Below are 13410 nucleotides of genomic sequence, written 5' to 3'. Positions count from 1 at the left end.
TCACTTACCATCTACTTTCAGGTCATCACTCTTTTCTTTAAGACTGTCTATAAAGTCTTTGTACAAGGGGTTTTCCCCTGCCTGAAAGGTATAGACTTCATATTCTGACTCAAGAATTTTCATACCCTTGTCATAATCACCATCTCCAATATTGGTCACAAACTGTTCAGCCCGATAACTATCGTCAGATTCTACGTTATCAAAATAAGTATTCATAGAGGTGACAAGATTCTTGCCTCCTTTTAATTGATTATAGAGGTTCACCGCATCCAGATCCGCATGATAATCCCCATTGTTCATCGAAATATCTCCTGGAATCGTTAAATCACCGTAGTATCCCGCATATTTATTTTGTGTACCATCAAAGAAAAAATTTTTCTTATAATGAGCAGAAACAGTTGCGCTGGTATGGGCAAAATCCGTTTTGCCACCATATTGATCTAACAACTCTTGTAAACGTTTCCTATCATTATCATCTCCGGCATCCATATCATAAACCTTTGCAAGCTCTTTTAGCCGTTCCTCATTGGTTGTCCCAGAAAGCCCAGTCACATTAGATTGGTTCCAAATCGCAGTTTTAAGGATCTCAATCTTTTTAGAGCTAATCCCTAAATCTTTTAGCTTCTTCTCAACCTCATCAGGTTTGATCAACCCTCCAACATATGACCATGAATAACCTCCAACATAGCTATCACCATAAACAAATGAACCCATATAGACGAAGAACTGCTGGTTAGCCTTATCTTTATTACCGTCATATTCCTTGACCAAGCCAACATAAACATCCAGCATAATATCAGCTTCTTCAGCACTAAAACCATACTGGGTCTGTAACATGTTTCTAAAGGCAACGCGTTCTTCCTTGGACACGCTCAACACTTCACCAGCCTTCACCATCATGGTATTGAGCTGTTTCACCCAGTCCTTGTCTTTCGGCACCTTAAAAGTCCCGCTCTTACTGTCCCAGCACTGGCCTGCCTCGGATAAGCCCGTCTCAACCACAGACTTCAGGGCATCAATCTCTGAAAATAGCTGCGGAGAGGAAGCATGAAAGGCACGGAGCTTCTCCAACTTCTCCTCCAAAACCCGCTTGCTGCTCTCCCCTATCTCAATCATCCGATTGTAGCTGTTCAGCCGCGCCCCTTCATTGGCATCATGGCGATCCAGATTCATAGCGTCAACCGCATCCCGAGCGTTGGAAATCCGCAGATTTAACTCGGCAATAGCCATCTCCAGCTCCGATTCTTTCAGACTCTCATGAGCCACCTGTTCCATATAAGCTTCTGGGAAGCGCTGAACAGCCTCACCAACCGCCTGCGCTAAACGCTTGGCACCGGCAACCAAAGGACGAAGAACGCTCTCCGAATAGAGGCGGGCAGAATCATAAGCCTTTCCCTTTAAATCAGCTTGGCTGTTCTCAAATTCTTCTAAGGCTGTCTCCAGTTCTTCATAAGCTTGAATCTCCTGTTGGGCTAAGGCCTTAGCACTGGCTGCCTGAGCCTGTGACTGCTCCAAATACATATCAATACTCATGGAATCTTTCGAATCTCCTCTTCTAAATCGTCTATCTCAATCGTCAGTTTCTGACGCTGATCGTAAAACAATCCCTGTTTCTCGATAACCTGCCTTTTTCGAACCTGTACAGCCTCTTTGGCTTCTTCCAGTAAATAACTGGCGCTGTCCCGCTCTTGAAAGAAACTATGGCGGTTCCCTGCTGGCTCACCAGAAAATTGATAAGCGTAGGCCAGACCTTCTAAGACACCGCCCAGCTGACTAAAGACATCACCGGCCATCTGCTCGTGTTCTTCTAACCGCCGACTTTTAGACTGGAGCTCATATTCCTCATCATACAAGTCCTGTTCCTGCTGCCAAAGCTGGCTTTGTTCCGCTTCCTTGGCCTTTATGGGCTTGCGCTTCTCCTGACGTTTGGCTTCGGCTTCGGCCTCCTTTTTAATGCGGGCTCGGCGCCGTTCCAGCTCCTCCAAGTCCTCTTTACTGGGCGGGATCGGCCGAACGCCGCTGCTAGAGATTGGCCGCCCATTCTCTAGAATTAAGGTTCGGCTGGTTCCTCTTTGCCAATCTGAATTGGTGTTAGGAACAGATTTTTTAGTCCCCTGTTTTGATTTAACTGGCTTGTCAGCAATCATCTGTTTGGGCACATATTGCCCTTGCTCCGACTGAGACGGCGTTGTCTCCTGCTTAGGAACAGACGACTGCCTCAGAGAGACTGATTGAACGCTCTGAGCTGAATCTGGTCTTGACTGCGATGTCACATCCAAGTTGGAGCCTGCTTGAACAGGCACTGGCGAAACCACTGGGGAACCAGCTAGATTCACAGGCTGAACAGACTGAGGGGCTGCTGGCTGAGACGACGTTGCAGTTGGTAGGACCTGAACACTAGCAGGATTGACCGATTGAACGGACGGCTGAGCAGAGCCTGTCAGGGATTGAGAAGCCATCTCCCTAAACTGGTCAGGTGTGTGTTGGGGCAGCGGATAATCTTTAAATGGCTGATACTGTCCATTAGCACTAGTGCTTGAGCGTCTGAATAATTGTCTAAAGAACTGAAACATGGCTGATCCCTCACAAAATTGAACGAATAGCCTGAGCCTGATGGGCATCAACAGTCTCAAATTCACTGGCAACACTGTGAATATTTGAAGAAGCATGACTCAGCAGTTCAGAGATCGCTTCTCGGGCTGATTTAACCGTCTCCAGCGCTTCATGCGCCTTAGTATTGCCGGCCACAGTTGTGGCGTCATCCTTGGATACTTCACCCAGACCACCCAGCGCACCTCCCTTGGATGAAAACTGACTGGCATGCAATTGAGCGGCAGATAAACTACTTTTAATTTCCATGAAATTCCTCCTCATAAAAACCTAAAATGGTAATAATAAATACAGACTTATTCTAGCTTTCAAAAGGTTTATCTGTCAAGGATTTTTATCATCTTTAATTCTTTTATCACCAGCAAGGAGAAGCCCTATTATATCTTAGACATGCAAAAGAAGTCCGAGAATCTCCGGACTTCTATATTACAAGCTACTGATCATTTAGATAAAGCGGTTTCTCTTCAAATATGTTTGCTAATCCAGCTTCGTTCCATTTGATGCAATAACCTGCTTATACCAATCAAAGGATTTCTTCTTAGAGCGTTTGAGGCTGCCGTTACCTTGGTTGTCGCGGTCGACATAGATGAAACCGTAGCGCTTCTTCATCTCACCGGTTCCAGCTGATACAAGGTCGATACAGCCCCAGGTGGTGTAACCAAGAAGTTCAACGCCATCTTCGTTGATCGCCTGATTCATCGTTTTAATGTGTTCACGCAGATAGTCGATACGGTAGTCGTCTGTGACATAGCCATTCTCATCAGGGGTATCAACAGCACCGAGACCATTTTCCACGATAAAGAGCGGTTTTCGATACCGATCCCAGATGGTATTGAGGGTAATGCGAAGGCCGAGCGGATCGATTTGCCAGCCCCATTCAGATGCTTCAAGGTAAGGATTTTTCAGCGAAGCAAAAATGTTGCCAGCTGTCTTATCGGTCAAGCTTGGATCAGCAGATGATACACGGCTTGAATAATATGAAAATGAAATAAAGTCAACTGTATGAGCCTTGAGAAGGTCGAGATCTTCCTGAGTCATCTCAATATTCAATCCCAGACGTTCGAACTTCTTCTTAGCATAATTTGGGTATTCTCCGCGCGCCTGCACATCAATAAAGAAATAATTTTCACGGTCATCCTGCATAGCCTGCCAGTAGTCTGCTGGATTTGGCGTGTTAGGGTAGTATTGACCTGCCGCCAGCATACAACCAACCTTGATATCGGAATCCACTTCATGGGCAATTTTCGTCGCCAATGCCGAAGCTACTAGTTCGTGATGAGCTGATTGATATTTAACTTGATCCTCATTTTCGCCTTCTTCAAAGTAGAGGCCTGCCCCCATAAAAGGTGCGTGCAAAATCATGTTGATCTCATTGAAGGTCAGCCAGTATTTAACCAATCCCTTGTAGCGATTAAAAAGGACACGGCAGAGACGTTCGTAAAATTCGATCATTTTACGATTGCGCCAACCACCATAGTGCTCGATCAAATACATAGGGCAGTCAAAGTGGGTGATCGTCACCAAGGGTTCGATACCGTACTTGCGGCATTCTTTAAAGACATTTTCATAAAATTGAAGCCCTGCTTCATTGGGCTCAAGCTCATCTCCCTTAGGGAAAATGCGGCTCCAGCCGATAGACATGCGAAAAGTCTTGAAGCCCATCTCAGCAAAGAGAGCGATATCTTCCTTATAATGGTGATAAAAATCAATAGACTCCTTAGCAGGATAGAAATAGCCATCCTCAAAGTCGAACATCTTCTTCTTACCAGCAATGATAGGGAAACGATCCTCACCAATCGGTACTACATCAACGTTTGCTAGGCCGCGCCCGTCTTCATCATAGGCACCTTCACATTGGTTGGCAGCCGTTGCACCGCCCCACAAAAAACCATCTGGAAAAGGCTTTAGTTCTGTCATTGTCATCGCAAACTCCTTTATTCTATTAGATTCTAACTACCAATATCATAACACGACTAAAATCTAAAAACTTATCTTATCATAGGAAAAAATGATACTATCCAAAGATACTGGCCTATGTGCAAAGAAAATCAGAATCAGACGAGATGCAGCTAAGAATTTATTATTTCGATTTTCAAAGTATTAACAGGCAAACGACTAATAGATAAGGATAAAAAACTGGTGAAAATGCCCTTCCTCTTCCGCTCTCTTTTGAGTAAAACAGTCCTAGTTTAAATATGCCTTAAATCAACATATAAATAATTATGTAAACCTAAATATCAAAATGACACCCCAAACCTTCTTAAAAGTTGAGGTGTTCTATTTATTTAGATACCTAGTAGCCCAATACTACTCCAAATGACTGAGGTTAAAGCGAACAAAAACGATAGCTAAAAGGGCACAGGCCAAGGCAGCTAGAATGACTAAGGCAAAACTGTGCCCCACAGTCAAGCAGCTCAGCAAACAACCAGCCAGCCAGATTCCAAGCGATTGACCAATCAAACTCAAGGAGATCTTGTGGCTCTCCTTATTGAATCGCTGAATACCAAATAGACTGATTAATAGTAAGAAAATGCCAAGATAAAGCAGGAAGATGGAAAAACCATTGTCAGCCTTTGCTTCGCCTAAAAAACCTAGGGAAACTGTCACAAAACTGAGTCCGAAGAAAATTGGATAATGCCAGTAAATCAAACTATTACTATTTTCCACCGGCTTGTTGACATCAATCATGTGGTCAATCTCGACGATATAGATCATAAAGAGATTAGCTACCACTGAAAAAATCAAGACAGAGTAGACTGACAAAGCCTCTGGTGTAAAATACTTAGCGATACCAATAATCATCTCCCCAAATGTGATAATGACCAGCAAAGATAAGCGCTCTACCAAGTGGGGGAAGTTGACCAGACGTACCTCTGACCTTACCGCACTTCTGCTGGTTAAAAGACCCGGCAAAATCCAGCTAATCAAGATACTGGCAGCCGCCACCCACAGACCAATAGACATAGGTAGGAACACAGATATCAAGAGACCTGTGGTTCTTAGTCCTAAAATGTAAAAAAACTGTTTAATAAAAAGCCTGTTCTCTTTCTCCTTAGCCCTCACATACTCGATAAGGTACTGCAATAATAGCAAGAAAGAAATCCCAGCGTAGGGGCCATAAAAATACTGGAAGCTCTGATGGGTAAACTCTCCAGATGATGAGGCCAAAGAAATCAGCAAGAGACACATCTGCGCAAACATAAAGAGAATGTTGGTCAAAGAATTCTTCCCAAATCGATTAGTAAAAACGGTCTGAACCATCCAGGAATTAATCATGATGATCATTCCAATGGCAAATGAAAAAAAGTTCATCCAAGGAATCACTCCGTGATGAACATGATGAATCAAGGACGTGCCCTGACTCATACCGTAGACAAAGACCAAGTCATAAAAGAGCTCGGTCAGCTCAACTTTTTTGTGCTTCATTAGCGATGCCATAAATCCTCCAAATCCCTCTATTTACTTACAAAAAGGGGCGTTCCTTTTTTAATTTTTAACTATCAAGCTTTATCTCTTGAAACGTGCTGGCATGGGACCAACAACAAAGAAGGCTGCCAGTACAACAGAATACATCATAGCTGGAGGATAAACCGTCAGGCTAACAGCCAGACCGATAAACTTGACGGCAATATCATAAATCATGGCTCGATTGTGTCCGATGGCAAACTGTTTGGCTTGCGGACTGCTGCTGATATGGGCCAAGCTATTATACATCCAAACATTAGAAAAGCTGACCAGCAGAACAATCAGACCGTAAAAACCTTGGGCAACACTGCTCTCAAAATGAGTTGCAACAATGCTTGTCGCATACGGAAAGAAGGAGGCAAAAAAGAGGAGAAAAAGGGACTGCCAGACTTGCTTATTGCCAATCTTCTCCACATCATGCCAAGACTGGTGCAGGTTGACCCACATAGCTCCTAACCAGAAAAAAGAGACCGTATAGGCAAAAAAATTCATCCGTAAATCCCAGAAGGCAGACCAGCTGAGAATGCTTGGCTTCTCCAACTCCAAAACCAAGATCGTCATAATAATAGCAAGAATAGCGTCTGTAAAGGCGACTAAGCGTTCCTTAGACATAAACACACGTTCCTCCCTTATTTATCCACATTATATTTTATCACAAGATTGTTAAATGCAATAATCCTACTGCTTGCAAGACAGTTACAACAGTATCTGTTAGATAGGGCTCGCTTGCGCTTGAACCTGCTGGATAAAAAATTTAGAACAGCTTATTTCATGTAGCTGATGAGCAGCGTCGTTTGGTTTTTTCTGACTTGGCCTTGTGTAAAAGGAAGACCGGTCAGTAGTGGCCCATTGGTGTTAGAATACCTAATGAATTGTGCAGGGGTAAAACTTCTTGGCGCCACCAACAAGTCTTATTCCCAACCATTGCGCCAAGGCCAAGGGTTTATCCAAAACAGAAATACTGGACGAATTTTTGCCCAACCTCATAAAATCATGCAAAAATGAAACTCAATCCCAAGGAGGGACTGAGTCTACCCATTTATCATCTTAATCGAGAATTTCTAGTAGCTTCTGGTAAGTAGCTACCGTATAGGTTGGCTGAGCCTGACTAGTATTTTCCTTACCGTCTGGATTGTACCAAACCGTATCAATCCCAGCATTGTTACCGCCTTGAATATCACTGAGAAGACCATCACCGATCATAAGGGCCTGCTTGCGGTCAAAGCCCTTGATAGCCTGCGCAACCTTGTCAAAGTAAGCAACAGTCGGTTTTTGATGACCCAGATCATCCGAGATAAACACCTGCTCGAAATAGTCTTTAATACCAGAGCGATCCAAACGACCGTTTTGGATAAAAGTCACCCCATTAGTCGCAGCAAAGAGACGACAACCACGCGCCCCAAGGATTCCCAGAAGTTCCTTAGCCCCCTCTAAAACCTGTCCCTGCTGGCTGAGGAAGTGCTGATAACGCTGGGCATAATAGCGGCCATCCACATCTTGATCAAAGTGGGCAAATAGTCGGGCAAAACGCGTATCGATCAACTCTTGCTTGCTGATCTTACCCAAGCTCAAATCGTCCCAAAGCCCACGATTCATAGGGACATAGTAGTCCATATAAGCTGCAATATCTGACACTTGCGCCTCAAGCAAAAGTTGGTGCAGCGCAAGGTTTTCCGCAGCATCAAAATCCAGCAGGGTATGATCGAGATCAAAAAGAAGGTATTTGTAGAGCATGATGATCCTTTCAAAAGTTTTTACGCTTATTATAGCAAAAACTTCAATCGCGGTCCTGACTGTTAATTATCCTAAGTCCTCTCCATTAGAAGCAATAACCTTCTTATACCAGTAGAAAGAGTCTTTCGGTGTTCGGTTAAATGTCCCGTTGCCTTTGTCATCTTTATCGACATAAATGAAGCCATAGCGCTTACGCATTTCACCTGTACCGGAAGATACAATATCAATACAGCCCCAGGTTGTATAAGCAATTAAATCAACTCCATTTGCTATGGCCTTTGCCATAGCATCAATATGATTTCTATGATAGTTGATGCGATAATCATCGTGAATGCTGCCATCATCAGATACGGTATCGACGGCTCCAAGTCCATTTTCGACGACCATCAATGGAATTCCATAGCGATCATAAATTTTTTCAAGATAATAAGTTAATCCGAGCGGATCTTCTGCCCATCCCCACTCAGAATAAGTTAGATACTCATTACGAGCCCCAGTAGAATAATTTCCGTCTACCATATCTTTGGAATCCAAGTGGTGAGTTGTCACATTGTTCGACATGTAGTATGAAAAAGTATACATATCCACACAGCCTTCACGTAGCTCTTCTAAATCTTTATTTGTGATATCAAGTTCCACATCATGTAGCTTCCAAAGGCGCTTAGCATAGGTAGGATATTCCCCTCTTACCTGCACATCTCCACAATAATAAATTCCTTGTTGCCATTTATGCTCATTGGCCAGAACATCATTGGGATCGCACGTTGCCGGATAAAATGTAATGCCACAAATCATGCAACCAATCCTATTTTCAGGGTTAATTTCATGTCCAATTTTAACAGCACGCGCGCTGGCTACAAATTGATAATGCAGTTGCTGATAGCCCTGTTGGTACATCTCTTTAGTAGCCTTTCTGCCAAACATATCCAACATCATGACCGTATTATTAATTTCATTGAACGTTAGCCAATACTTAACAAGACCTTTGTATTCTGTAAAGATTACCCTGGCATATCTTTCGTAAAAATCAATCAATTGACGATTGTTCCAACCACCATATTTCACTTCTAGATTTAAAGGTGTATCAAAGTGCCAAATTGAAACCAAGGGCTCTATACCATATTTATGACACTCTTCAAATACTTGACGATAAAAATCTAAACCTTTTTGATTGGGTTCTTGGTCATCACCATTCGGGAAAATACGACTCCAAGAAATCGATAATCGAAAAATGGAGTAGCCCATTTCGGCAAAGAGCTTAATATCTTCCTTATAGCGATGGTAAAAATCGACACCATCATGATTGGGATAATAGTGGTCCTCCAAAACCGCATAGTGTGCTCCCTCTGGAATAACTGCATGGTGACCACGACCCGGTACCTCACCCGAATTACCATCCTTATCAAGGTAAGTTGTCATACGAGGAGTATCTTTTGTTCCCCCTGTAGTCACATCGAGTTTGATTAAACCACGCCCATCTTCCTTGTAGGCTCCTTCTGCTTGCGTTGCAGCAATTGCACCGCCCCATAAAAAATTTTTTGGAAATTTATTTGACATTCTGAACTCCTTTCTCTAAAACCATTGTTGCATGACTAATTGTGCTATAAGATAAATTACTGGTATTGATATAATACAAGTTACAATTGAGAGACCAATTTCAATAATTGAAAACTCAGGATTTCCTTTGACCTGGATTGTAAATAGAGTAACTAAAGACCCGATTGGACAAGCAAATAAAACGACATTTGCAAAATAGTCTATTCCTTTTATTCCCATGAGTGCAAATAGCAATACTCCAATAACTGGCATCAATAGATTACGGTAAAACACTGTTACAATCATCCAAGGTTTGACAACTTTTCTATCCATCGCTATATTTGCCAAACTATTCCCTATCAAAAACATCGATAAGGGAGTATTGGCACCCGCCAGATATCCCAGACCTTGGTTTAGAGTAGTTGGAAGTCTCACACCTGAGAAAAACAATACCAGACCTACGCTTATTGCTATGGTGTTAGGATTTTTAGACATCTTTAGAAGCTTCTCTTTTAAACTTCCGTCACCATTCTCAAAAAGAGTCATTCCATGTGTCCAGACAAAAGTATTATAAACCATAATACCAATGGCTGAATAAAACACTCCTCTGTCGCCAAATAAAGCACTTGCAATCGGTATTCCAACAAAACCAATATTAGAATACACGGTTCCCATAATTGCACTACGCTTCATATCTAAAGAACATAAATATGAAAAGCTCACATTGGATAGTAAGATAGCTATAAAATAGAGAATCACCAGAGCAATAACAACAAGGGCAATTGTTGTTAAACTATAGGAACTCCGATCTTGCTGCATTGACTTTAGTATAAGCGCTGGGCTTATGACATATAGCAAAATATTGGTCAAATCAGGACCTGTCTCTTTATGAAGAAATTGAATTTTATTTAGTGCAAACCCAATCCCAACCAATACAAACATCAAAAATACTTGATTAAGAATATTAGTAAACATTCTTCCTCATCTCTAATCCAAGAAAGAGTCTGAGATATTTCCAGACTCTTATTTCTTAGTTACTTGACTGTCTTCATCAAGAAATCACCAGAATTAATGGCACCTGCTACTGTCGGCTTAATAGCCTGATACTCTGAAGCATTGGTAATGACAATGGGTGAAATAACTGATAATTTCGCTTCCCTGATTTCTGACAAGTTAAATTCAAGCAATTTATCACCCACTTTTACTTTATCGCCAGGTTTTACAAATGACTTGAATCCTTTACCAGCCAATGACACAGTATCCATACCAATATGGATCAGAATTTCTGCACCGTGCTCAGTTTTCAGTCCAACAGCATGACCAGTTGGAAACACTAAAGTAATCTCACCAGCAGCCGGCGCAACAACTGTACCGTCTGTAGGATTAATCGCAAGACCTTGTCCCATGGCACCAGAAGCGAAGACCTCATCAGGCACTTCAGAAAGTCGAACGACAGAGCCAATCATGGGACTTTGGATTTCTTCTCCAATTGGTTCAACCGCTGAAGTTGTAACTTCAGACTGTTGCTTAACAGTAGATTTTTCATCAGGTGTCCCATATAAATTTGGAACAGGAACAAACATTTGAATAGTAAACGAAATCAGAACGGCAAGAATATCAAGAATGATAAGAATAAACATAGGACGCAATCCTTGGCTAGGGCTTACATAACCAGGGACTCCAAAAATACCGAGCGCACCCATTGCATAATTCTTTAGTCCAAAAAACTGAGTCCATCCACCTAAAACAGCTGAAACAATACAAGAAATCAAAAACGGTGTTTTCATTGGTAAAGTGATACCATAGATAGAGGGTTCCGTAACACCGAAAATTGAGGAAATAAATGCTGGCCAGCCAACTGATTTTACCTTTTTCTCTTTAGTTTTGAGAAGAATTGCTAAAAGGACACCTGTTTGGGTAAAGGCAACAATTGAATTTTGCACAATAATTGTTGTCCACCCCTTATCAGCAAATTGGAGAATAGCTAATGGAATAATGGCCCAATGCAAACCAAACATCACCAATATTTGCCAAAGGCCAGCCAAGACTGCACCATAAACAAATGGACTAAAGTCTAGTATTGCCATAAATCCTTTTGAGAGCAGATCTGAGATAAGATTTGCGACTGGTCCCACAATAGCAAATGTTAATGGAACTGTCACCAATAATGTAGTAAATGGAACCAAGAACATTTTTGCTACTTCAGGTGACATTTTTTTGACAAACTTTTCAACATGTGAAGCAAACCAAACGGCTAAGATAATCGGAATAACCGTTGATAAATAACTACCTGATGATGGTAGCGCAAACGGTAAACCAAGCATATGAGTAATTCCTGCTTTCTCCAGTGTTTCAACACCTGCAGGAAGAGTTGGATATACCAAGGCAGCACCAATGGCTGCTGCGGTAAACTCTGACATCTTAAATTTTCTAGCTGCTGTAACAGCTAGGATAATCGGTAAAAATTGATAAAGGCCATCACCTGCAGCATTGAGTACTAATGCTAGGGCCGAATTGTCTGGAGTAATAGCAAAAACTGCTTTTAATAATGCTACGATCCCTTTGATAATCCCAGCTGCTGCCATTACTCCTAGAATTGGTTGAAAAATACCAGAAATAACATCAATAACCCTGTTAAAAATATTGGTATCAGTGTCTTTCTGACTCAAGTCATCAGAAGTTGTCGTTGCCATGACGCCTTGCTCAAGGACTGCAGCATAAACATCGGGTACATGATTGCCGATTACAACTTGATACTGTCCACTCGCTTGAACTACCGTTACGATTCCTTCTCTCTTTTTGAGGTAATCAGTATCAGCTTTGGATTGGTCTTTTAGTGTAAAGCGCAGACGTGTAACACAATGGCGTAAGTCAATGATATTATCTTTTCCACCAACATGCGCCACAATATCCTTGGCTAAAGCTGAATAGTCTTTTGCCATATTCTAGGCTCCCTTCTTTGTTTTTACACTTTTATTATAGATGAGCCAACACTCGCATACAATGTCAAAAAGATAGTTGATTACTATCAAAAAGTAAGATAATATAGTATTATGAATTTTGAGCAAGATATAAAATCCTTAGAGAAACATTTATTTGCCTATACAGAAAATGAAAGTTACTATCTTTCCAATCCTAATAGCCTTTCCAAGCGTTATAACAATGGCAGCACTCCCCAGCGAATATTGAATGGAAAAGAAATTTTTGAGATTAACGATTACAAGCTAAGAGTATCACCTCTCCACATTCGTAAAGATTCTCGTTTTACCCCCATGCCTCCTCATATTTATTCCAACATTAATCTTAATTTCATCTACTCCGGCAAATGCACCTATGTTATAAATAATAAGGAGGTAACACTGGAGGCTGGAGACATTTGTTTCTTTGATACACAAGTGATACGTGAAAAACGGAAACCAGATTATGATGATATTATTATTAATATAGTGATGAAAAACAGTTATCTTAAATCATTGCTAACAGTGGATACTTCTAATTTATTGTCTACTTTTATTAGTAAGACTTTATACTCAAATACTAGCCACAATAACTATATTATTTTTAAAACAAAGGACAGTAACAAAATAAGACGGCTATTTCAAGACCTCCTTCTGGAACACTACAGTGACAGAGACTACAAGCACCAAGCTATCCAGTATTATTTCTCGCTGATTTTCCTTGAATTGCTGTATATTGGAGAACATCAGAATCAAACAGAAATTCATTTCTCAGATGCATTATCTAATAATATTTTTAATATCGTCAATTACATTGAAAATAATTATAAAGAGATTAATCTTAAAAAGCTTGCCAAACTATATGGTTACCACGAAAAGTATCTCTCGAGTCTTTTGAAAAACTCATACGGTAAATCTTTTAAAGAAATACAGATGACTAAACGAATATCCGAGGTAGAAAATTATCTTGTCAACTCCACATATACTATCTCTGAAATCGCTGAAAAAACAGGCTTCTCTAACCAAAATCAACTCTATCAGAAATTTAAAGATAGGTATGGTATGCTACCAAATGAATATAGAAAATTAAACCAAAGATAAAGAAATG

The 13410-nt window shown here is 41.2% G+C and carries 11 protein-coding genes; 1 reads left to right on the top strand and 10 read right to left on the bottom strand.

Annotated elements, in window-relative coordinates:
• The 10 genes from AC4HAL_RS02745 to AC4HAL_RS02700 all read right to left on the bottom strand — a co-directional run bounded on the left by AC4HAL_RS02745 (position 1) and on the right by AC4HAL_RS02700 (position 12287).
• The gene (locus AC4HAL_RS02745) at positions 1-1533 is read right to left on the bottom strand and encodes a hypothetical protein (RefSeq protein ID WP_491092872.1); all 1533 of its coding nucleotides are present in this window, start codon (positions 1531-1533) and stop codon (positions 1-3) included.
• The gene (locus AC4HAL_RS02740; protein ID WP_491092871.1) at positions 1530-2573 is read right to left on the bottom strand and encodes a hypothetical protein; all 1044 of its coding nucleotides are present in this window, start codon (positions 2571-2573) and stop codon (positions 1530-1532) included. Before AC4HAL_RS02740 ends, AC4HAL_RS02745 begins: the two co-directional genes overlap by 4 nt.
• Before the next feature lie 10 nt (positions 2574-2583).
• On the bottom strand, positions 2584-2859 hold the full coding sequence (locus AC4HAL_RS02735) for a TIGR04197 family type VII secretion effector (protein WP_491092870.1): 276 nt from the start codon (positions 2857-2859) through the stop codon (positions 2584-2586).
• 228 nt (positions 2860-3087) lie between these two features.
• Positions 3088-4527: a 6-phospho-beta-glucosidase gene (locus tag AC4HAL_RS02730; protein ID WP_491092971.1), complete on the bottom strand. Its 1440-nt coding sequence runs from the start codon at positions 4525-4527 to the stop codon at positions 3088-3090.
• 390 nt (positions 4528-4917) lie between these two features.
• Positions 4918-6048, bottom strand: coding sequence for a low temperature requirement protein A (locus AC4HAL_RS02725; RefSeq protein ID WP_491092869.1), 1131 nt, complete (start codon positions 6046-6048; stop codon positions 4918-4920).
• Positions 6049-6117: 69 nt separating this feature from the next.
• A complete protein-coding gene (locus AC4HAL_RS02720) occupies positions 6118-6687 on the bottom strand; it encodes a TMEM175 family protein (RefSeq protein ID WP_491092868.1) in 570 nt (189 codons plus the stop codon).
• Positions 6688-7122: 435 nt separating this feature from the next.
• Positions 7123-7809 carry a pyrimidine 5'-nucleotidase PynA gene (gene pynA, locus AC4HAL_RS02715; RefSeq protein WP_491092867.1) on the bottom strand — a complete coding sequence of 229 codons (687 nt, stop codon included), beginning with the start codon at positions 7807-7809 and terminating at the stop codon, positions 7123-7125.
• 66 nt (positions 7810-7875) lie between these two features.
• A complete protein-coding gene (locus AC4HAL_RS02710; RefSeq protein ID WP_491092866.1) occupies positions 7876-9366 on the bottom strand; it encodes a family 1 glycosylhydrolase in 1491 nt (496 codons plus the stop codon).
• A 15-nt stretch (positions 9367-9381) separates the two neighbouring features.
• Positions 9382-10320, bottom strand: coding sequence for an AEC family transporter (locus AC4HAL_RS02705; protein WP_491092865.1), 939 nt, complete (start codon positions 10318-10320; stop codon positions 9382-9384).
• A 59-nt stretch (positions 10321-10379) separates the two neighbouring features.
• Positions 10380-12287, bottom strand: coding sequence for a beta-glucoside-specific PTS transporter subunit IIABC (locus AC4HAL_RS02700; protein WP_491092864.1), 1908 nt, complete (start codon positions 12285-12287; stop codon positions 10380-10382).
• 111 nt (positions 12288-12398) lie between these two features.
• Between AC4HAL_RS02700 and AC4HAL_RS02695 the strand changes: the two genes are divergently transcribed.
• Positions 12399-13403, top strand: coding sequence for an AraC family transcriptional regulator (locus AC4HAL_RS02695; protein WP_491092863.1), 1005 nt, complete (start codon positions 12399-12401; stop codon positions 13401-13403).
• Positions 13404-13410 lie beyond the last annotated feature (7 nt).

The organism is Streptococcus sp. ELY_125 (genome assembly GCF_058314535.1).
This window is presented reverse-complemented; position numbering and strand designations above follow the sequence as displayed.